Below are 21,227 nucleotides of genomic sequence, written 5' to 3'. Positions count from 1 at the left end.
GGCTGACACTGGAGACTGGCGGCTTGTGCCTTTTGCCAGCCCGGATGGTTTTGGCCCAATGATCCGTTAAAGGGGTTACAATTGCTCGATAATTCATCAATCACCGACAATGGCAATCAGGCTAATCCCGATGCTCCTCTTGCCGGAATCGTCGTTATTGACGTCACACACATGCTTTCCGGGCCTTATTGCACCTGGGTGCTTGGCGCACTTGGCGCGACAGTCATAAAGGTAGAACGGCCGGTGTCGGGCGACTTCACACGTATTGTCGCACCCTTCGACAAGGATGAAAGCATTTATTTCCTGTCAGTCAACCGCAACAAGCGTTCGATCACGATCAATCTGAAGTGTGATGAAGGCAAGGCCATCTTCCGTGATCTGGTAAAGAAGGCCGATGTGTTGGTTGAAAACAACCGCGCTGGCGTGATGGATCGTCTTGGCCTTGGCTACAAGGATCTGAAGGCGATCAATCCGGAACTGGTCTATACATCGATTTCCGGTTTCGGCCAGTCGGGTCCTTACAGTGGACGCGCTGCTTTCGATGTCATTGCCCAGGCGCTGTCTGGCATGATGAGCATTACCGGCGAGCCGGATCGTGGACCAGCGCGCGTTGGCGCATCGATTGGCGACATTGCCTCCTCGCTCTTTGCCGTCATCGGCATTCTCGCCAACCTGCTTCGCCGCGGCAAGATCGGCCAGGGCGCCTTCGTGGATGTCGCCATGCTCGATTGCCAGCTTGCCCTGCTTGAAAACGCCATTGCACGTGCGGCCATCACAGGCGAGGAACCACGACGCCTTGGCAGCCGTCATCCTCTGATTGCTCCATTCCAGGCTTTCCCTACTGCTGACAAGCCGCTTGCCATTTGTGTTGATACACAGGCACAGTGGGAACGTCTGTGCAAGGCCATGGATCTGGAGCATCTATTTGGTGTTCAACATTTTGCCACAGGCTCCTCCCGTGCGGCGCATCATGCCGAACTGGAGCCGATCCTGATTGAGCGCTTCCTTACAAAGACGCGTGATGAATGGCTTGATATTCTTGACAAGGCTGATGTTCCAAGCAGCGCCATCAATTCGGTGAGCGAAGCAATCAACGATCCGCAAGTCCAGCACCGTGGCATGGTTGCAGAAGTGCCGGAAGGTTCGGGCCGCCGCTTTGTCCGATTGCCGATCATCCAGCCAGACGAAAAGCCATTGCCTGAATTCCCTGCACCGAAGCTCGGCGAACATACTGAGGAAATTCTTGCAGAACTGGGCTTTACACCTGAAGATGTGAAACGCTTGCGTGAAAACGGCGCTGTCTGACGGATTGTCTTGGCTGAAATACGATGATCGGTAGCTGAACTTCTCGATGGGTTGGCTACCAAGCATGAAACGGGTGTGAAATGAGCAATCTTTTTGAGAGTTTCCGTTTTGCCGAGCGCGCTGAACGCACGGTGATTGACAGCTATCGCGATGGCCAATGTGTGGCCAGCTACACTTATGGCAAGTTGCGCGACATGGCGGCAGACTATGCTGCCGAACTTGACCGGGCAGGCGTGAAACCGGGCGACCGTATTGTCGTACGCGTTGAGAAGAGTGTCGAGGCGCTTGCCGTTTATCTGGCAAGCTTGCAGCGCGGTGCAGTCTTCGTGCCGCTCAACACGGCCTATCGTCCGCAGGAAGTGGAGTATTTCCTGCGTGATTCTGGTGCCCGCCTTGTTGTCTGTGATCCGTCAGATGTAGAAGCTGTTGCATCAGTTGCCGCCGAGATTGGCGCTGAAGTGCGTACGCTCGACAGTTCCGGTCAGGGTAGCATCACCAATGTGACAGGCGATCGCAACTATGACATCGTACCGCGCGAGGATAAGGATCTTGCTGCGATCCTCTATACGTCTGGCACGACTGGCAAGCCGAAGGGGGCGATGCTGAGCCACGCCAATCTGCGTTCCAATGCCGAGGCGCTGAAGGAACTGTGGCGCATGGGCGAAGACGATGTGCTTCTCCATGCATTGCCAATCTATCACGTCCATGGACTGTTCGTCGGCTGCAACCAAATGATGATGGTTGGTGCGCGCATGTTGTTCCTGCCGAAATTTGAGCTCGACAGCATGATTGCTCTTCTGCCATCAGCAACGGTGCTGATGGGCATTCCGACCTTCTATACCCGCCTTCTTGGTGATCCGCGTCTTGATCGTGATCTTGTTGCCAATATTCGTCTGTTCATCTCTGGTTCGGCGCCGCTTCTGGCCGAGACGCATGTTGAATGGCAGGAACGTACCGGCCATGCCATTCTTGAACGCTATGGCATGACCGAGACCGGCATGAACACCTCCAATCCTTATGATGGCGAACGCCGTGCAGGCACGGTAGGCTTTCCGCTTCCGGGCGTTGAACTGCGCGTGACCCATCCGGAAACTGGCGAAGAACTGCCGCAGGGTGAAATAGGCATGATCGAGGTGCGTGGCCCGAACGTGTTCAGCGGTTATTGGCAGATGCCGGAAAAGACGGCGGCGGAACTGCGGGAAAACGGTTTTTTCATCACCGGTGACCTCGGTAAGATTGATGAACGCGGTTATGTCCATATTGTCGGACGCGGCAAGGATCTGGTGATCACCGGCGGCCTCAATGTCTATCCAAAGGAAGTCGAGATCGAAATCGACGCCATTCCGCAAGTTCAGGAAAGTGCGGTCATTGGCCTGCCCCATGCCGATTTTGGCGAGGCGGTCACTGCCGTCATCGTGCTGCGCAAGGGCGAGACGCTGGAAGAGGCTGATGTGATTGCAGCGTTGAAGCCTCGCCTTGCAAGCTTCAAGTTGCCAAAACGCGTCATTTTCCTGCCGGAACTGCCACGCAACACCATGGGTAAGGTACAGAAGGCAGAACTGCGAAATATTTATGCCGGTCTTTACAAGGCGTAAAGACACGGGACATGAAGCAAAAGCCCCGCTCACAGGCGGGGCTTTTGCTGTATCCAGCCTTCTTTTTCCAGCTCCGGCAGGTTCTCCTTGAGATTTGCATATATGTCGTCTGGAAATTCGGTCACGCGCCTTGTTTCAAGGTTCACATGCAGGGCAAGCTGCTTGATGCTTGCGGCATGGTAGTTTTTTTCTGCGTGATACATGTCCATCTCGAACCACAGTCTTTTGCGGTCAAAGCCGGTGACCTGCATGGTGAGCCTTAATCGATCATTGACCAACACCTCGCGGCGATAGTCAATCTCAGCCCGCACGATGAAAAGCCCCAGCCGTCTTTGCTTTACATAATTGTCGCCAAAGCCATAAGCCTGCAACATTTCATGCCCATGTGTGTCGAAGATGAGCACATAATAGGACATGTTCATATGGCCATTGATGTCGATCCATTCCGGGCGCACATGGGTCAGACAGGAAAAAACCTGCGCTTTGGTCACATTGCTCATGCGTCTATTCCTTGAATAAAAATGAGCGCCATTCCCGGCGGTCGGGAAGACGCTCCAATAGTGATGATCTGCCGTTCAGCGTCCCTTGAAGACGGGCTTTTCCTTGTTGACGAAGGCACGGATCGCTGCCTTGTAGTCTTCTGAGGCATAGCAGGCCATGAGCAGGTCATCGCCAATCTGATCGCCAAGCTTTGCGTTACGCATACGGCGCAGCGTTTCCTTGGTGCCCCATAGGGTCAGCGGGGCAAAACCTGCCATTTCGGTAGCAATATCCTGCACACGGGAAAGGAAGCCAGCCTCGTCTTCCGTCACCTCACGTACCACACCGGCAAGACGTGCTTCTTCGGCATTCATGAGTTTTGCACTGAAGATCAGATCCTTGGTTCTGGCGGGACCCAAAATGTCGGCAAGACGTGCAAAATTGACTGCGGTGATGCAATTGCCAACCGTACGGGCAATCGGAAAGCCAAAACGCATGGATGGCGCGCCAATGCGCACGTCGCAGCAGGCAGCAAGCAGCGCCCCCATGCCAACACAGGCGCCAGCAATGGCAGCAATGGTTGGCACGCGCACTGTTTCCAGCGCAACACAGAGGTCCTCGGCCAGTTTTTCCGTCTGGATCGCATCAGCAAGGTCACCAACGGAATCCAGATCTCCCATGTCTGCACCGGCCATGAAGGCTGGCTTCTTGCCGCTCATGCCGGTCAGGACCAGCGCGCGGACTTCCTCGGTTGCATTGATTTCATGGAAGATTCGCGTCATTGCGGCTTCCATGTCATGGGTCATGGCATTGAATGCATGTGGGCGATTGAAGACAACCCATTCAACTGCACCAATGCGGGTGCGGATCAGTTCACCACAGGCAAGTTTTTCACCACCTGCCAGGAATGCTTCATCAATCATCATGCCTCTCAGAAGTCGCCGGTGGTTGCGCCACCATCGACAATGATGGTCTGGCCGGTGATGTAGCTTGCCTCATCGGAAGCGAGGAAGGAGACAACGGAAGCGATTTCCTCCGGACGGCCAAAACGACCGGCCAGGATCTGATCGGTCCACTTGTTGCGGATGTTTTCCGGAACGGCCATGACCATCGGTGTTTCGATGATACCTGGCGCAATGGCATTGACGCGAATGCCGCGGCGCGCGCCTTCAATGGCGGCCGTGCGTGTCAGCCCCATGATGCCAGCCTTGGCGGAGGAATAATTGGCCTGACCGAAAGTGCCGAAAATGGACGTGGAAGCAATATTGATGATTGCCCCGCCCTTCTTGTGATTGCTGATGGCTTCAAAGACAATCTGGCAGCCCAGCCAGCTTCCCTTGAGACTGACATTGAGAACGGCGTCCCAGTCCTCATCCTGCATTTTCAGGAAGGATCTGTCGCGGGTAATGCCGGCAATATTGGCAAGGATGGAAATCTCCCTGAAATTGTCCGGCAAGGCATCGCGAAGCTGATACCAGCTGTCACGGCTTGCCACGTCAAGGGCAGCGGCAAAGGCTTCACCTTCAAGCGTCGCTGCAACAGCCTCAGCCGCAGCAAGGTCGCGGTCTGCCACGATAACGCGCGCGCCATCCTTCGAAAGGCGGCGGCAAACCGCGCTGCCAATACCGCCTGCGCCGCCAGTTACAAGCGCAACCTGTCCATCAAAGCGTGTCATCATACTCAACCCTTTTCATTGAGGCGTTCGACGAGGAAACTGTCTTCACCGCTCTGCACCACTTCGCCGGTCTGTTTGACGAGCTCCATGCTGACGCGCACGACACCACGGTCCGGTTTGGACTGGGAGGGTCGGGTTTCAAGCACAGTGGCGCGATAATGGATGGTATCGCCCATCAGGATCGGACCAACGAAACGGCGACGCGTCTCAAGAAAGGCAAGGATGGCCCAGTCATCGATCTTCGAGCGCAGCCCTGTGCTTAAAGAATGGCCGAGCATGCCATGAGCAATGCGGCAGCCAAATCCGTTTTCACGGGCAAATTCATCATCCATGTGCAGCGGATTGAAATCACCGGTGATGCCGGCAAAGCCGACAATATGACTTTCGGTCACCGTGATACGGGCGGAGATTATCTCGTCACCGACCTGGATGTCGTCAAAGCTGATGCGCGACATGAAGGCTCCTTGGAAATGTTATCGTTCTTGATTGGCTTATGCTTCAACCGGGCGAAAGACGGGCAGGCGGATTTCTTCATCAAGATCCTCGAAATCAACCCTAACGCGCTGTCCGATTTTCATTGCTTCCTCTTCGATACCGCGCAGCGTTGAGAGCATGATCACACCTTCATCGAGTTTTATCATGGCGCAGTTGTAAGGGGGGCGCTTGGTATTGCCACGATGGATGACGGTGAAAGAAAAGACCTCTCCCGTGCCTCTTGCCTCGAGCCATTCGGGGCTGACACTCGGGTCGTGGATCGAATGCGCACGTGGATACCACTGGTAGCGGCCTGTCGTGGGGCAGCGCTGGATAAGAAGACGGCCTTGTTTCAGCGCTTCCCAGAAAGGTGCGCTGTCAATGTCGATGACTGGTTTCATGGCGTAAATCCTAGACGGTCAGAATGGTGGTTGCCGAGGCGCAGAACGTACCGCCAAGGCCGTGAATGAGGGCGGTTTCGGCATCCTTGACCTGGACACCAGGGCCTTCACCGCGAAGCTGGCGCACGCCCTCGATGAGGGCGAGCAGTCCGCGCTTGCCAGGATGGTTGGATGAAAGACCGCCACCATCGGTGTTGCAGGGCAGCGCCCCGCCAAGGGTAAGATTGCCATCTGCGGCAAATGCGCCGGCTTCACCTCGTTTACAAAAACCCAGATCCTCCAAGGCAAGCAGAGGCGTGATGGTGAAGGCGTCATAAAGCTGCGCCACGTCGATATCGGCATGATCAAGACCAGCCATTTCAAAGGCTTTTTTGCCGGAAATGACGGCGGGGGTGCCAAGATCCTCAGGGATCTGGCTGATCTGGGTGCGGCGGACGGCGGAACCGAAGCCACGAAGATAAACCGGTTTCTTTTTCAGATCCTTCGCGCGTTCCGCGCTCGTCATGACGATTGCGCCGCCGCCATCGGTGACCACACAGCAGTCAAGCCGGCGAAGCGGTGAGGCGACGAGCGGGGACTGTGCCACATCCTCGATGGTGATCGGCTTGCGCATGCGTGCATTGGGATTGTTCAGCGCATGGTTGCGGAAAGTCACGGCGACACTGGCAAGCTGTTCTCGTGTCGTGCCATAGACCTCCATGTGCCGGTGCGTCATCAGCGCATATGTCGAGATCAGCGTCGGATCATAGGGCAGTTCAAACTGGCCGGGACCAGCCGGGAAAACGAAAGGGTCGAAAGAAGGGGTCTCGATCGGCCACCAGCGCGGGCAGGCAGCATAGGCAATGACGACAACCTCGGCAATGCCTGAATGGATTGCCGCTGCGGCATGGGCGGCATGAACCAGATAGGAACAGCCGCCAACATCGGTGCCGTTGAAATAGGTTGGCGTAATGCCGGCATAGTCTGCGAATTCGGTTACGCTTTCAACCGCACCACCTTCCGCCCAGTCACCTGATGCCACGCAAAGCCCATCCACATCCGACAGCTTGAGGCCTGCGTCATCAAGGGCTGCATTGATACAGTCCATCATGATGCGGAACGGATGAATCTGCGGCGCATCGCGCAGTGGAGATTCATGAATACCGACAATTGCGGTCTTGCCAGAGAGAGCGAGCACGTCCTGTCCCATCAGTTGTTGCTTTGCGGGACAAGGTCGATTTTCGCGAGCCTCTTATCAAGCAGTTTGCGCTACTGAAAACTTGCATGAATTGCACCAATCGGAATAATACGCCTATTCTGAAAGGATAAATCATGGCCGCGTCCATTCGTATTCCCCCGCTTTCTTCGTTACGTGCCTTTGAAGCCTTCTGCCGCCATGGTCTGGTGCGCGAGGCGGCGGACGAACTGTCTATCTCGCATACGGTTGTCTCTCGCCATATCCAGAACCTGGAGCTTTATCTTGGTGTGAAACTGGTCAAGAAAAGCGGGCGGAACCTGATCCTGACACCAGAGGGTAAGAAATTCTCTGAACAGCTGATCCAAGCCTTCGGCATCATGGCTCATGCGGTGGCTGGTCTACAGCGCGGCTCGAATGAGGTGCTGCATATTGCCTGCATGGCCGGTTTTGCTTCGCGGCGGCTGCTTGGCATGCTGTCGGATATGGAGGCGGCCCTTGGCATTTCGCAGGTCCTGCTTGAGCCAAATCTTGTGGGACAGGGCCTGTTGCGCGGTCAGGCTGATGTGGAGCTGGCCTATTACGAGACCTATGAACCGCTGCCGGGGCTTCGCACCGAAATCTTCGCCACACCACGCATTGTTCCGGTAGCAAGTCCTGCCTTCATGGAAAAGCATGGGCCTGTGGAGTGTCTTGAGGATTTGGTAAAGCTTCCCCTCATTCATGAAAAGTCAACAGGGCTGTGGCAGCGCTGGCTACGCAAGGCAGGGCTGGAATCCGTTCCGCCGCTCACCGGCGTTGACCTGTGGCATGGCAACATGACACTTGATGGCGCTCGCATCGGCCGTGGCGTGGCGCTTGTCAGTGAGCTGATTGCCGCGCCTTCGCTGCAGACCGGGGAGCTCGTCGAGGTGCTTCCTACCAATATCCACCATGGCGCCTATTACATTACCGCGACCAATGAACTCTGGAAAAGCGCCAAGGTGAAAAACCTGAAAAAATGGCTGGAAGCAACTTTTGGCTGAAATTCTGTCAATTCACGCAATTTCTGCAAAAAACATCCCTTTCGTGCTTGCACTATCGATCAAGCAATCGTATCGCCAAAGGCTGAGATACGACTGCGGGTAGCAAAATCGCGAAGGCTGGAAATTGCGTGGTCGGAAAAGCTCTACTCATGAAAAGACGATCGGGAGGAAACTGAATGGTTCGTAAATATCTCATCGCCCTGTCGGCAGGCATATGCGCAATGGCTGGCACGGCCTTTGCTGAAGATGTTGTCAAGCTCGGCACGGTTGTGGAACTTTCCGGCCCGGGTGCGCCGGCTGGTACCAACTGGCGTGATGGCGTCAATCTGGCTGTGGCGGAAGTCAATGAGGCTGGCGGCATTCTGGGCAAGAAGGTCGAGGCGGTGGAATATGACACCCAGACCGATCCGCAGATTTCGCGCGCGCTGGTGCAGAAGGCCATTGACGATGGCGCCTTTGCCATCATGGGCACGATCTATTCCGGTTCCACCCTGGTTAACATGCTGGTAGCACAGCAAAACAGCATTCCGCAATTTGTCGGCTCTGAAGCCCCGAACATTGTCGAAAAGGGCAATCCGTTCGTTTTCCGCACCTCAAGCGGTGCACAAAAGGGTGTTCCGGCTCTCACTCCCTATTTCAAGGACACGCTGAAGGCCAAGAAGGTTGGCGTTGCCTGGCTCAACAATGAGTTCGGCAAGGGTGGCCATGACGTTTTTGTGGAAGAAATGAAAAAGGCCGGCATTGACGTAATCGTCGATGTCGCTTCTGAACAGGCGCAGACGGACTATGCCGCCGATGTTGCCAAGCTCAAGCAGGCCAATCCGGAAGCCGTCTTCGTTTACATGAACCAGGAAGAGTCGGCCCGTTTCCTCATCGAGGCCAAGAAGCAGGGCCTGACCATGCCGCTCATTGGTGAAGTAACGCTGACCGAAGCCAAGGTCATCGATCTTGCCAAGGATGCAGCCGAAGGTGCCATCGCCCATGTCGGCATCACTGCCAGCGCCACCGAAGTGCCGGGCATTGCCGAATTCACCAGGAAGTTTGAAGAAATTCACAAGCGCAAGCCAACCCATGACGCACTGAAAGGCTATGTCGGCGTCTGGACGACCAAATATGTCACCGACATGATCGGTGAACTTGACGGCGAAGCCTTTGCGGAAAAAATGAAGAACCTTTGCCTCAAGGCTGCGGACTATCCGAAGATCCTGCTTGACACCTGCTGGGATGATCGCGGTGAAATGTCCCGCCCAAGCTTCATGGTTCAGGTCAAGGACGGAACGCCTGTTGTGATCGACACCGTCCCGGCGAACTGATCAAAAGCCAGATATAGGTGACGGCCCGTCGTTCAATCGGTGGGCCGTCACAATTCATGGATAGATTCATGTCCCAGTTTTTACAGGTATTATTGTCTGGCCTTGCGACGGGCTCGATTTATGCGCTGGCTGCAATTGGCTTCACACTGGTCTGGCAGGCGGCACAAACGGTCAATTTCGCGCAAGGCGAGTTTGTCATGCTTCCGGCCTTCTTTGTGCTGGTGGCCATGTCCTTTTTTGGCATGCCATTCTGGGTCGCCTTGTTCATTGGGCTGATTATTTCCCTGCTCATTCTTGGGCTCGTTTTCAAAAAGGTGATCGTCGAGCCGATCCTGCCGCATGGGGGCATAACCCTCATCATCGCGACCATGACGCTTGGCATTTTCTTGAAAGAATGCGTGAAAGAGTTTTATTCGGCGGAAGCCCAGCCTTTCCCGTCAATATTCCCGAATGATCCGATTGAACTGTTCGGCGCTGTCCTGTCACTGCGCGACATGCTCAATCTTGCCTTTTCGCTGGCGATCGTCGTGGCGCTGACCTTGTTTTTGAACCGCACGCGCACCGGGCGCTGCATGCAGGCAACGGCGCAAAATCCGGCAGTGGCCGAAATCCTTGGCGTGAACGTCAAGCGCATGATCCTTTATACCTTTCTGATCAATGCGGCACTTGCGACGCTTGCCTCCTATCTGATCACGCCGATCTATCTGGCAAAATTTTCCAATGGCGAAACATTGGGCCTGATTGCCTTCATTGCTGCAATCGTCGGTGGCTTCAACCAGATCCGCGGCGCGCTGGTCGGAGGCCTGCTGATTGGCGTGCTTGACAATCTGACCGCCACCTATGTCACGGCCGAATATCGTGCGGCGCTGCCACTGGTTCTGCTTATCATCATCATTCTGGTGCGCCCGCAGGGCATCATGGGCACCTCCGAGGGGAGGGCTGTGTGATGAAGTCAATGACACGCTTTGTGTTGATCCTGCTTCTGCTTGCGCTGGCCATTGCCCTACCGGTCTGGCAGGGCAAATACATGATCTATGTTCTCACCTCGTGGCTCGTTTTTTCTATTGCCGCCATGGGACTCAACCTGACGCTTGGCTATGCCGGCCAGATCTCGCTGGCGCAGGCTTCCTTCATGGCGCTTGGCGCCTATACGACGGCATTGCTTACCCTGGCAGGCTGGCACTGGATGGTGGCCATGCCGATCGGGCTTGTGCTCTGCTTTGTGGTTGGGCTTCTGCTTGGCTATCCGGCCTTGCGCGTCAAAGGCCATTTTCTGGCTTTCGTCACACTTGCCTTCAATACGCTGGTTTTTCTCGTCATGCGCAATGAAGAATGGCTGACGGGCGGCAATTATGGCCTCATGGGTATGCCGCGGCCGGATTTCTTCCTGTTCAAGACCATGAAGCCACTGCCATTTTACTATTTCACCCTTGGTGTGACGGTTGTGGCTGCCCTCATCATGTGGGGCATTGTCCGCTCGCCGTGGGGACGTGCCTTCAAGGCACTGCGTGAAAATCCGATCCGCGCTGAAAGCCTGGGCGTTGATACGCGCCGCATCACGTTGCTCGCCTTTGCTATTGGCTCGGTCTATGGCGGTCTTGCCGGTTCGCTGATCACGCCGCTTGTCCAGTTCATCGAGCCGGGCTCATTCGGGCTGCAACACTCTTTGCGTATTCTCCTGATGGTCGTGGTTGGCGGTGCCGGCTATTTCTTCGGCCCCTTCATCGGTGCGGGCGTCGTGGTGCTCCTGCCTGAATTCCTGCGCGTGACGGAAGGCTATTATCTCATCATCTATTCAGCACTTGTCATCGTAATGCTTATCTTTGTTCCATCAGGCCTCATCGGCATATGGGACCGGATCCGGCAGAAATTCTGGCCAAAGCACCAGATCCGCGCCGATATGAGCAAGGGAGCGAGCCTGTGATGAACAGCCCGGTTCTTTCCGTTCGTAATATTTCCAAGCGCTTTGGCGGCATTCAGGCCGTCGACAATGTCTCGTTTGATGTGAAGAAAGGCGAAATTCTGGGTCTCATTGGCCCGAATGGTTCGGGCAAGTCGACCCTGTTTAACTGCATTCTTGGTCAACTTCAGCCAGATGATGGTGAAGTCTCGATCAATGGCAGGAATGTATCGGGCATCCGCGCTTCGGATCTCAACAAGCTCGGTGTTGGTCGCACATTCCAGCAATTGTCGGTTTTCCCGAAAATGTCGGTGATCGACAATATCATTCTGGCTGGCCAGGAACATAAGGGCACCATGCTTTCGCGCCTGTTTGGGCCGGGGGACGCGGGGCTTACAGCGGAAGCCGAGCAGATGATCGAGTTCTTCCGCCTGAGCCATCTGCGTGACGAGCTTGCCGGATCGTTGTCTTACGGTCAGCAGAAACTGGTTGATGCAGCCATGGCCTTCATGGCCGGGCCAAATCTTGTTCTGCTTGATGAACCTGCGGGTGGCGTCAACCTCACCATGCTGGCCAATCTCAAAGAGCGGCTTGTCACCTATAATGCTGAACATGGCACGACCTTCGTGGTGATCGAGCACAATATGGAATTTGTCATGAGCCTTTGCACGCGCATCATCGTGTTGGCGGAAGGGCGGATCATTGCCGAGGGCAGGCCGGAAGAAATTCAGTCAAACCAGATGGTTATTGACGCTTATCTGGGGGGGTGACGATGCTGGAACTCAAAGACATTCACGGCGGTTACGGCAAGGTCACCATTCTGAACGGTGTAAGCTTCACCCTGCCAAAGGCATCCATCACCACGGTGATCGGGCCCAATGGTGCTGGCAAATCCACCGTGTTCAAGGCAATCTTCGGTCTGCTCAATATTCATTCCGGCCAGATTCTGCTCGATGGCAAGGATGTGACAGGCAGTACGCCGCGCCAGATGATTGCTCATGGCGTGACTTACGTGCCGCAGGGACGCAATGTCGTGCCGCAGCTTTCCGTCTATCACAATCTGGAACTTGGCGGCATCACGGCGCCTGATCAGGCCATCATCCGCGAGCGCATTGAAAAGGTCATGGACCAGTTTCCAATGCTGCGCAAATTCCGTGACCGCAAGGCAATCGAATTGTCTGGCGGGCAGCAGAAACAGCTGGAAGTGGCGCGCGCGCTGCTGCTTGATCCAAAGCTGATCCTGATCGACGAGCCATCAATTGGCCTGTCGCCCAATCTGGTGCAGGAAGTGTTCCAGACGCTGATCCGCTTGCGTGATCAGGGAGTGACCATTCTTATGGTTGAGCAGAATGCCAAGGCAGCGCTTGCCATGTCGGATTATGGTCTGGTGCTGGAGCTTGGCCAGACCCGCATGCATGATACGGCTGCGAAGATCCTGTCCGATCCGCGCGTTGGTCAACTTTTCCTTGGCGGACATGTCGATTTCAGCGAGTAAACGCTCGTAACCATGATCAAAAAAACCGGCTGATGATGCGCTCATCAGCCGGTTTTTTTTAATCTTATGCTGCTTTTGTCAGCGCCTTTGCCCATTTTTCAAGCCACCAGCCATAAGGGGCTGGCCACTTCCGGAAATCCGGGTCAAGACCAAGACGCTGTATTTCATGCAGAAGCCAAAATGGGTCGAACAGCATCTGACGGCCAATGGCAACAAGATCGGCGCGCCCATCACGCAGCACGGATTCAGCTTCTTCTGCCGTGCGGATCATGCCAACGGCCATGGTCGGCACATTGACCTTTTGCCTGATTTCCTCGGCAAAGGGCACCTGATAGAGTGGCCCACGGGCAAGGTTTGAATTGGTTGCGCCGCGAATGAGATTGCCGCCAGACGAACAGTCGACGAGGTCAACGCCTGCTTCCTTGAGTTTTTCGGCAAGAACGAGGCTATCTTCCATCGTCCATCCGCCTTCAACCCAGTCGGTTGCGGAAATGCGGGCAATCAGCGGCATGTCATGTGGCAGGGCAGCGCGCACGTCGCGAGCAATTTCCAGCGGCAGGCGCATGCGGTTTTCAAGCGAGCCGCCATATTGGTCGCTGCGCTTGTTTGCAAGAGGCGAGAGGAAGCTCTGGAGCAGATAGCCATGTGCCAGATGCAGCTCGATCAGGTCAAAACCGGCTTTCACCGCGCGAAGTGCGGTTGCGACAAATTCCTGACGCAGCGTTTGCAGCCGTTCAACCGACATTTCTTCCGGCATTGGCCAGCCTTCGGCAAAGGGGAGGCTGGAAGGGCCTTCCGGCTGCCATGGAATGTCGCCACTGGCTATGTCTTCTTCGGTCAGAACGGCATTGCCCTGCCAGGCGCGCTGGGCGCTTGCCTTGCGGCCACCATGATTGATCTGGATGCCGATCTTTGCGCCAAACACATGGACATGGTCGGCAAGCTTTTTAAAACCTTCGATCTGGTCGTCCTGCCACAGGCCAAGGCAGCCATTGGTAATACGGCCACGGCGGCAGACAGCCGTCTGTTCCACCATCACAAGACCCACCCCACCCATGGCAAACTTGCCATAATGGGTCATGTGGAAATCATTGATATAGCCCTCATCGGCAATATACATTGCCATGGGTGAAAGCACGATACGGTTATTGAGGGTCAGACCACGCAGTTTATAGGGCTGAAAGATCTGATAGTCATTGCTCATCAATTTCCTCCTCCAATGAGGCATTTGCAAAACGGGAATGGGCTCCGGAAAATGCGCCGTCAGAGCAGGGGGCGGCAGGAATCGCGCAGCACCAGTTCGGTCGGAATCTCGATACGCGGCGGAGTGCCGCTGGTCGTGCGCCCTTCAACCTGATCAAGCAGGCTTTCAGCCGCGACACGGCCAAGCGCCATTGCGTCATAGCGAACCGCGGTAATCTTCGGCATCATGATGCGGGCAATGTCGCTGTCATTGCTGCAGATCAGCGAGACATCTTCGGGATAACTCTTGCCCATGATCTGGAGCGCCTCAAGCACGCCGGGGAGTAGGCGCACCCCCATGGAAAGCAGGGCGGTTGGCGGATTGGCAAGACCCATCAGCTCCTGTGTCTGGCGATAGGCATATTCGGCAGAGAAGGATTCAAGCCGCATCAGATTGCGGTCGATCTCAAGGCCTGCCGCATTCATCGCGTCTTCAAGCCCGCGCACACGATCGCGTGCAACGCGCGTGCCCTGACCGCCGGTGATGATGCCAATGCGCTGATGCCCTTGTCGGATCAGATATTCTGCTGCCTGTTTTGTTCCGCGATAATGGTCAGCACCCACGGAGGTAGAGCCAAGCGAGACCTCGCGCTCCAGCATGACATAGGGCATGGAGAGATTGCCGATTGCGGCAACGGTGGAGACATTGTTTTCCTGCTCGATGGTCAGGATCATGCCATCGGCACGGCGGCGTTTGAACAGGTCAATGAGGGCAAGCTCGCGTTCGGGATTGCCGTCACTGCTCGCCGTCACCAGAAGATAGCCGCGCGGTGCCAGCACCTCTTCGGCGCCCTTGGTCATCTGGGCATAGAGCGCGTTCCGGATATCGGAAAAGATGAAGCCGATCATGCGCGAAGAGGAGGTGCGCATGTTCTGGGCAGCAACATTGGGCACCCAGCCCAGTTCTGCAATCGCCGCATTGACTTTCTGGGCGACTGCAGGCGTTACACCGGGGACATTGTTGATGACGCGCGACACGGTTCCGATCGATACACCGGCATGTCTGGCAACGTCCTGCGCTGTCAGCCTGTGCGATGAATTATTCGGATCTGATCCCTTGCCTCGCGCCATGATGCCTCCCGAATCGGTACCCCAGTACCGGCAAGCTTAGAAAGCCTGTTTGAACAGCGCGACAAAATCCTTTACGGAAGTCGTGCGCGGATTCCACTTGTTGTAGCCTGCGCCATAGCAAAGCTCTGCCAGCTCCGGAATATGCTCTTCCTTGAGGCCGATGCTCTCCAGATGACGCGGAATGCCAAGGTCGTCGCAAAGATCTTCAATTGCTTCCACGGCCAGGCGTGCGGCATCAAGCGTGCGCAAACCTTCAACATTGCAGCCCATTGCACGTGCGACGGCGGCATATTTTGCCGGATTCGCAATCATGTTGAATTTCGCAACGACTGGCAGGCAAAGCGCATTGGAAAGGCCATGCGGCAGGTGATAGCGCGCGCCAATGAAGCGAGCCATGCAGTGGACATTGCCAAGGCCGGTCTGGCCGAATGCCATGCCAGCCAAAGCCGAACCACACAGCATGGACAGGGCAGCGTCATTGTTTTCCGGATTGGCAACAAGCTGACGCAGATTGCTGGAAATCAGGCGGATTGCTTCAATGTTGACCGCATCGGTGAATGGATTTGCATTGCGCGAAATGAAGGATTCAAATGCATGCACGAAGGCATCAAGACCCGAATGGCAGGCAACTGACGGCGGAACGGTGCGCAGCGCCAGCGGATCAAGGATCGCAATGCGGGCAGGGTTGAGCGAAGCATGGCGGATTGACATTTTCAGGCCGCGAACCGTGTCGGTGATGACGCAGGAGCCGGAAACTTCCGAACCCGTGCCAGCCGTGGTCGGGATGGCGATCAGCGGCAATGGCGGGATCGAGAATTTTTCAATGCCTTCATAGTCGTGAATGCGGCCACCATTGGTAGAGACGATTGCAACAGCTTTTGCCACGTCTATCGTGCTGCCGCCACCAACGGCGAGCACCAGGCCAGCGTCGAGCGCGCGGCTGATTTCCAGCGCCTTTTCAACCGAGTCCGCGCTTGGATCAGGCTCGATTTCCGAGAATACGGAATAGTCTACGTCTGCGGCCTTCAGCATTTCGAAAATGTCATTGACGAAGGCGGTCTTCAACAAAGCCGCATCCACAGCCATGAAAACTTTCGACGTGCCGAATTCGGAAATGAAATCCGAAAGCCTGCGATAGCTCTCATTGCCCATGATGATGCGGGTTGGGCAGAAATAGGATGAAATTTGCTGGTTCATATTCATTTTATTGCGACGCTCTTGCGCTGATTTCGCTGGCATGACCGGCCTGTTCATCTGTCTGGCCCTGTCATGCGTGAGAAAGGGTTTGGGCGGTTCCGGCAGATGTGGGAGGGATCCGGAACCGCCTGCGGGTTATGGATTGAGTACCATGAGGCGTTCGATGGTCATTTCGAGCGCGGCATAATGCGGGCCTTCCTTGCCGAAACCGCTGTCCTTTACGCCGCCAAACGGCATGACGTCAGCACGTGCGCTGGAGGTTTCATTGATCTGGACGGTGCCGAAGCGTAGCTTGCGCATGGCAAGCATGGCGCGGTCCATGTTCTTGGTGAAGACGCCAGCGGCCAGACCAAATGGCGTGTTGTTGGCAGTGGCAATGGCTTCATTGAAATCGCTGAACGGCTTGACCGCGATGATCGGGGCGAAAGCCTCGTTGCACCAGACGGAGGCTGTTTCCGGCACATTGGTGAGAACGGCAGGCTGAAGCACGCTGCCTTCACGCGAGCCGCCGCAATGCAGCGTTGCACCGGCTTCCACAGCGGATTTGATCCATTCTTCCGCGCGCTTGGCGGCAGCTTCCGTAATCATCGGGCCAACCTTGACGCTGTCATCTTTTGGATTGCCAGCTTTCATAGTCTTTGCCAGTGCGGTGAGCTTTTCGACAACGGCCGGATAGACCGATTCATGCACCAGAAGGCGCTGAACCGAGGTGCAGACCTGACCTGCCTTGCGCATGCCGGCATTGATGACCTTTGGCAGGGCCTGATCGAGATCGGCATCCTCGCAGATGATGGTCGAGGCAATGCTGCCCAGTTCCATCTGGGTGCGGCGCAGGCCAGCATGCTGCTGAATGATGCGGCCAACGCGGGTTGAGCCGGTGAAGGTGTAGAAAGCGATATCCTGATGTTTCAGAAGAAGTTCGCCGACATCGCCTTCACCCTGGATGATGTGGAGATAGGCGGCCGGCATGCCGGCCTCAAGCAGGACATGGCCAAGCAGGCCGGAGGTGAGCGGCGTAAGCGACGAAGGCTTGAGCACCGTCGGATTGCCGGCGGCAAAGCTTGGGCCAACCTTGTGCAGAACCGTGTTGAGCGGCGAATTGAACGGGGTGATGGCACAGACAACGCCAACCGGCTCGCGAACGGTAAAGCCGATACGCTTTTCAGAACCGGGATGTGCGCCGAAAGGAACGACATGGCCGCACAGCATCTTTGCCGTTTCGGCCGAAAGTTCGAGCGTGAGGCGTGCGCGCTGCACTTCGTTTGCCGCGTCAATCAGGGTGAAGCCTGCTTCAGCAACCATGACATCACGGAAGGCGTCCTTGTACTGGTCAAGGAGCTGTGCTGCCTTGTAGAGAATGGCAGACCGCGCATGCGGGGCAGGGATTTCGCCTTCAACCGCTTCCTTGGCGATGGCAACGGCACGGTTGACCTGGTCTTCGGTTGCAGCAGCCACTTCGGCGATCGTCTCACCGGTGAACTTGTCGAGAACCGGGAAATGGGACGGAGCATCGACCCATTCACCATTGATGAGGAGCTTGTTGTATTTCGCAGCTTCGAGCATGGTATTTCCAGAACAATTCGTTGGCAGGGATTGACGTCAGGCCTGATCGGAAGTGGCTAGCGGCGGCAGAGAGACGTCCCACGCGGCTTCGATTTCGGGTACTGGCGGAAAGACTTCGCGCAATTTCGGATCGTGGCCCGGAACGATGTGATCCGGTGACTCGGCAATCTTGCGCAAAAGGGTGAGGCCGTTCAGATAGTCCATGACATTGACGACAACCGGATAGGGGTTGCCGAGTGCGGCATTGGCGTAAAAATGCATGGCGTCTGAGGCAAGTATGATCGTGCCGCGGCCGGTGAGCACTTCAACAATCTGAAGCCCCGGCGCATGGCCTCCAACGGGACGAATACGGATGCCCGGCACGATTTCTGTTGCAGTTTCCGTGAAGGAAACCCGTCCTGCATAAAGGGCACGCAGGACAGTGCAAACCTGTTCGACATCATAAGGCTTGCGCAGCATGTCATGGCACATGCCGCAGCCCGTCGCATGGGCCATTTCAGCCTTATGGACATGGATCGTGGCATTCGGGAATTTTTCCAGATTGCCAAGATGATCCCAATGCATGTGGGTGACGACGACATCGCTGACATCTTCCGGCTGAATGCCAAGGCCCTTGAGCGCCTCGGTCGGGCAGCGGTAGAAGATGTGGCCACGACGGTCGCAGGTTTCCTTGTCCGCACCGCTGTCGATCAGCACGACACGATTGTCGGAGATCGCAACCCAGACAAAGAAATCAAGCGGCATCGGCACATCGTGAAAATCGACGGCAGCAAGAAAGTTATGCTGTGCCGCGCGATCTGCCGGGCTTGTCGCATAAAGCACGGTCAGAAGACGATATTTGTCACCGGAAAGGGGGGGCAGGTTCATAGATATTCCTCCGCCAGTGCTGCACCGCGCAGTTCATCCACCGTGCCGCCACGCAGGATGTGGCCGTTGCGGATGACATAGCCGTAAGTGGCAACCTTCAGCGCCGGAACCGCCATCTGTTCGGTCATGAGAACGGTAATGCCTTCCTCACGGAAATGGCGGATGGCATCAGAGATCTGCTGGATCCAGACGGGGGCAAGGCCAAGGAAAGGCTCATCAAGCAGAAGCAGCTTTGGCGACGAGCTCAAGGCGCGGGCAATGGCCACCATCTGCTGCTGACCACCGCTCAAAATACCGGCAGCATCATTGGCGCGGGTGGCAAGCATCGGGAAAAGCGTCGACAGCTTTTCATAGACCTGGTTCTGCTTGGCGCGGCCAAGACGTGATGCACCGGCCAGCACATTGTCACGAACCGTCATGGTCGGGAAGACGCGCCGGCCTTCTGGAGAATAGCCAATGCCGCAGCCGGCGCGGTTGTAAGGCGCGATCTTGGTCAGTTCCACGCCATCAAGCTTGATCGAGCCCTTGGCGACCGGAACCATGCCGATGATGGCATTGATGAGGCTCGACTTGCCTGCACCATTGGCGCCAACCAGAATAACGGTTTCGCCGCGTGGTACGGTGAGCGACAGATCGCTCATCGCTGTGATACCGCCATAGCGGACTGTGAGATTACTGATTTCAAGCATGCGAGACCTCCTCGTCAGCTGCGCTTCCGAGATAGGCTTCGATCACGTCGCGGCGCGACAGGACTTCAGCCGGGGTTCCTTCGGCAATCAGCTTGCCGCCATCAAGAACGCAAATACGCGGGCAAAGACGCTTGACCAGCTCCATGTCGTGCTCGACCAGAAGCACGCCGCAGCCAAGCTCACGCATGGCCGCTTCGACATAGCGGTCGATGAAGAAACGTTCGTCTTTTTCAAGTCCGGCAGCCGGTTCGTCGAGCAGCAGAATGCGTGGTTCAGTGACGAAGGCCATCATCAGGCCAAGCATTTTCTGCATGCCATAAGGCAGGGTATCGGCAACCTGATCCATGCGGCTGGCAAGCCCGGCAAAGTCGAGAAGTGCGGTGACATAGGGCGCATCCAGCGCCATGCCCTTCTTGCTGAACAGCTGGGCGCGCTGGAGATTTTCCAGAACCGTCGCAGTCTTGAACGCCTTGGTCTGCTGGAAGGTGCGTACCAGGCCCATCGCACTGCGGGCATGGAAGCTTGCCGGCGTGACATTGCGGCCTTCAAGCAGGATCTCGCCGCTGGTCGGCTGAAGCTGACCGGAGATGACATTGATCAACGTCGTCTTGCCGGCACCATTCGGGCCGATGACGCCGAGCACCTTGCCCTTGTCGAGCGAAATGCTGATTTCATTGAAGACCTTGTTGCCGCCGAACTGCTTGGAAATCTTGTGCGTTTGCAGCAGGGGGGTGGTTTTAGCGGAAGTGTCGGTCATGCTGATTTCTTCCCGGCATTGAGAGCATTGGCGTTAGCCTTCGGCGCGGCAAGGCGCTTGGCCCAGCGCTGAGCCACGCCAATGAGGCCACCCTTGGCGAAAATCACGGCAGCGATCAGCAGAACGCCGAACAGGCCTTGTGAAATTTCACCCTGCATACTGAAGATGTTCGACGCCCAGACCAGCAATGCGGAACCAAGCAAGGGCCCCAGGATAGCACCCTGGCCACCAACGATGGTGTAGGCGACATAGTTGACCGACGACATGGCCGAGAAGGACGATGGATGCGCGGTCATCAGCATTTCAGCCAGTGCAAAGCCGGCAAGACCGGCAATGCCTGAGGCAAAGCAGAAACCGATGATCTTGTACTTGGCGATGACAAGACCAAGGCTCTGTGCCAGCAGCTCATCCTCGCGGATGGAGTCGAACTGCGGACGGAAATAGGCGGTTACGGCAACGGTAATCAAGGTTGCAAAGGCTGCAAGGCCGGTGATCATCAAAAGGACGGTGTTGTTGTCCTCGATATAGATATTGCCGAAAAGCGTGACTGGCGGCAGACCTGAAATACCGTTCGACCCACCCGTCAGGTTCGGGGTTTCAAACAGAAGCAGCGGCATGATTTCGGCCATGACGAAAGTCACGAGGACGAAGTAGACGCCCTTCATGCGCAGAACCAGAAGGCCGACCGGAATGGCGATCAGGAACGGCAGGCCAAAGGCGATGATGGACAGGATAAAGAGATCCGTCACATCATAGTTGAAGCTCAAGATCGCAGCCGCATAACCGCCAATGGCCATGAAAGCGGGAACTGCGAAAAACATCAGATCCATGCGCAGCATGATATAGACGCTGAGCGCCCCCATGGCGGCGATCATGAACTGGGTGACAACCGAAACGGTTGCTGCATCGGTGACATAGAAGGGCAGCGCAAGCGCGCCAAGCATTGCAGCAAGGGCGATGATTTCGCCGGGCAGAACGCGCTTGACTGTGGTTTTCTTGGACAT

22 protein-coding genes are annotated in these 21,227 nt (G+C 56.1%); 8 read left to right on the top strand and 14 right to left on the bottom strand.

Annotated elements, in window-relative coordinates; all coding sequences use genetic code 11:
• The first annotated feature begins 81 nt into the window (after positions 1-81).
• Together ACFO1V_RS02085 and ACFO1V_RS02080 are read left to right on the top strand one after the other, a co-directional pair.
• Entirely contained in the window at positions 82-1,305 is a 1,224-nt protein-coding gene (locus ACFO1V_RS02085) for a CaiB/BaiF CoA transferase family protein (RefSeq protein ID WP_374831547.1), read from the top strand.
• Between the two features lie 80 nt (positions 1,306-1,385).
• On the top strand, positions 1,386-2,900 hold the full coding sequence (locus tag ACFO1V_RS02080) for a malonate--CoA ligase (protein ID WP_374831545.1): 1,515 nt from the start codon (positions 1,386-1,388) through the stop codon (positions 2,898-2,900).
• Between the two features lie 29 nt (positions 2,901-2,929).
• Here ACFO1V_RS02080 and ACFO1V_RS02075 read toward each other — a convergent pair whose 3' ends face one another.
• The 6 genes from ACFO1V_RS02075 to ACFO1V_RS02050 all read right to left on the bottom strand — a co-directional run bounded on the left by ACFO1V_RS02075 (position 2,930) and on the right by ACFO1V_RS02050 (position 7,107).
• Entirely contained in the window at positions 2,930-3,400 is a 471-nt protein-coding gene (locus ACFO1V_RS02075; RefSeq protein WP_374831543.1) for an acyl-CoA thioesterase, read from the bottom strand.
• A gap of 75 nt (positions 3,401-3,475) precedes the next feature.
• Positions 3,476-4,303, bottom strand: a complete 828-nt coding sequence (locus ACFO1V_RS02070; RefSeq protein ID WP_374831541.1) for an enoyl-CoA hydratase — start codon at positions 4,301-4,303, stop codon at positions 3,476-3,478.
• 8 nt (positions 4,304-4,311) lie between these two features.
• Positions 4,312-5,055 (bottom strand): SDR family oxidoreductase, encoded by a 744-nt coding sequence (locus tag ACFO1V_RS02065; protein ID WP_374831539.1) that lies wholly within the window; start codon positions 5,053-5,055, stop codon positions 4,312-4,314.
• A 5-nt stretch (positions 5,056-5,060) separates the two neighbouring features.
• The gene (locus ACFO1V_RS02060; protein WP_374831537.1) at positions 5,061-5,510 is read right to left on the bottom strand and encodes a MaoC/PaaZ C-terminal domain-containing protein; all 450 of its coding nucleotides are present in this window, start codon (positions 5,508-5,510) and stop codon (positions 5,061-5,063) included.
• 36 nt (positions 5,511-5,546) lie between these two features.
• On the bottom strand, positions 5,547-5,930 hold the full coding sequence (locus tag ACFO1V_RS02055) for a Zn-ribbon domain-containing OB-fold protein (protein ID WP_374831535.1): 384 nt from the start codon (positions 5,928-5,930) through the stop codon (positions 5,547-5,549).
• 10 nt (positions 5,931-5,940) lie between these two features.
• Entirely contained in the window at positions 5,941-7,107 is a 1,167-nt protein-coding gene (locus ACFO1V_RS02050) for a thiolase C-terminal domain-containing protein (RefSeq protein WP_380075044.1), read from the bottom strand.
• Positions 7,108-7,241: 134 nt separating this feature from the next.
• Here ACFO1V_RS02050 and ACFO1V_RS02045 point away from each other — a divergent pair, with 134 nt between their 5' ends.
• The 6 genes from ACFO1V_RS02045 (at position 7,242) to ACFO1V_RS02020 (ending at position 12,837) form a co-directional block, all read left to right on the top strand.
• Positions 7,242-8,129 carry a LysR substrate-binding domain-containing protein gene (locus ACFO1V_RS02045; protein ID WP_374831531.1) on the top strand — a complete coding sequence of 296 codons (888 nt, stop codon included), beginning with the start codon at positions 7,242-7,244 and terminating at the stop codon, positions 8,127-8,129.
• 176 nt (positions 8,130-8,305) lie between these two features.
• The gene (locus ACFO1V_RS02040; protein ID WP_374831529.1) at positions 8,306-9,442 is read left to right on the top strand and encodes an ABC transporter substrate-binding protein; all 1,137 of its coding nucleotides are present in this window, start codon (positions 8,306-8,308) and stop codon (positions 9,440-9,442) included.
• 68 nt (positions 9,443-9,510) lie between these two features.
• Positions 9,511-10,389, top strand: coding sequence for a branched-chain amino acid ABC transporter permease (locus tag ACFO1V_RS02035; protein WP_374831527.1), 879 nt, complete (start codon positions 9,511-9,513; stop codon positions 10,387-10,389).
• A gap of 8 nt (positions 10,390-10,397) precedes the next feature.
• Positions 10,398-11,366, top strand: coding sequence for a branched-chain amino acid ABC transporter permease (locus ACFO1V_RS02030; RefSeq protein WP_374831627.1), 969 nt, complete (start codon positions 10,398-10,400; stop codon positions 11,364-11,366).
• Entirely contained in the window at positions 11,366-12,112 is a 747-nt protein-coding gene (locus tag ACFO1V_RS02025; protein WP_374831525.1) for an ABC transporter ATP-binding protein, read from the top strand. Before ACFO1V_RS02030 ends, ACFO1V_RS02025 begins: the two co-directional genes overlap by 1 nt.
• Before the next feature lie 2 nt (positions 12,113-12,114).
• Positions 12,115-12,837, top strand: coding sequence for an ABC transporter ATP-binding protein (locus tag ACFO1V_RS02020; protein WP_374831523.1), 723 nt, complete (start codon positions 12,115-12,117; stop codon positions 12,835-12,837).
• 64 nt (positions 12,838-12,901) lie between these two features.
• Here ACFO1V_RS02020 and ACFO1V_RS02015 read toward each other — a convergent pair whose 3' ends face one another.
• The 8 genes from ACFO1V_RS02015 to ACFO1V_RS01980 all read right to left on the bottom strand — a co-directional run bounded on the left by ACFO1V_RS02015 (position 12,902) and on the right by ACFO1V_RS01980 (position 21,227).
• Positions 12,902-14,041, bottom strand: a complete 1,140-nt coding sequence (locus ACFO1V_RS02015; protein ID WP_374831521.1) for an NADH:flavin oxidoreductase/NADH oxidase — start codon at positions 14,039-14,041, stop codon at positions 12,902-12,904.
• A gap of 59 nt (positions 14,042-14,100) precedes the next feature.
• Complete coding sequence (locus ACFO1V_RS02010) at positions 14,101-15,150, bottom strand: LacI family DNA-binding transcriptional regulator (RefSeq protein WP_374831519.1); 1,050 nt, start codon at positions 15,148-15,150, stop codon at positions 14,101-14,103.
• A gap of 36 nt (positions 15,151-15,186) precedes the next feature.
• Complete coding sequence (locus tag ACFO1V_RS02005) at positions 15,187-16,347, bottom strand: iron-containing alcohol dehydrogenase (protein ID WP_374831517.1); 1,161 nt, start codon at positions 16,345-16,347, stop codon at positions 15,187-15,189.
• 135 nt (positions 16,348-16,482) lie between these two features.
• Complete coding sequence (locus ACFO1V_RS02000; protein ID WP_374831515.1) at positions 16,483-17,910, bottom strand: aldehyde dehydrogenase family protein; 1,428 nt, start codon at positions 17,908-17,910, stop codon at positions 16,483-16,485.
• Positions 17,911-17,946: 36 nt separating this feature from the next.
• A complete protein-coding gene (locus ACFO1V_RS01995) occupies positions 17,947-18,777 on the bottom strand; it encodes an N-acyl homoserine lactonase family protein (protein WP_374831513.1) in 831 nt (276 codons plus the stop codon).
• Complete coding sequence (locus ACFO1V_RS01990) at positions 18,774-19,466, bottom strand: ABC transporter ATP-binding protein (protein ID WP_374831512.1); 693 nt, start codon at positions 19,464-19,466, stop codon at positions 18,774-18,776. The genes ACFO1V_RS01995 and ACFO1V_RS01990 overlap by 4 nt, the downstream gene beginning before the upstream one ends.
• Positions 19,459-20,223, bottom strand: a complete 765-nt coding sequence (locus tag ACFO1V_RS01985) for an ABC transporter ATP-binding protein (protein WP_374831510.1) — start codon at positions 20,221-20,223, stop codon at positions 19,459-19,461. Before ACFO1V_RS01985 ends, ACFO1V_RS01990 begins: the two co-directional genes overlap by 8 nt.
• Entirely contained in the window at positions 20,220-21,227 is a 1,008-nt protein-coding gene (locus ACFO1V_RS01980) for a branched-chain amino acid ABC transporter permease (RefSeq protein ID WP_374831508.1), read from the bottom strand. The genes ACFO1V_RS01985 and ACFO1V_RS01980 overlap by 4 nt, the downstream gene beginning before the upstream one ends.

The sequence above is a fragment of the Daeguia caeni genome (assembly GCF_042653845.1).
Classification (GTDB): domain Bacteria; phylum Pseudomonadota; class Alphaproteobacteria; order Rhizobiales; family Rhizobiaceae; genus Brucella; species Brucella caeni.
Note: the sequence above shows the minus strand (reverse complement) of the source record. Positions and strands in the feature narration are given on the sequence as shown.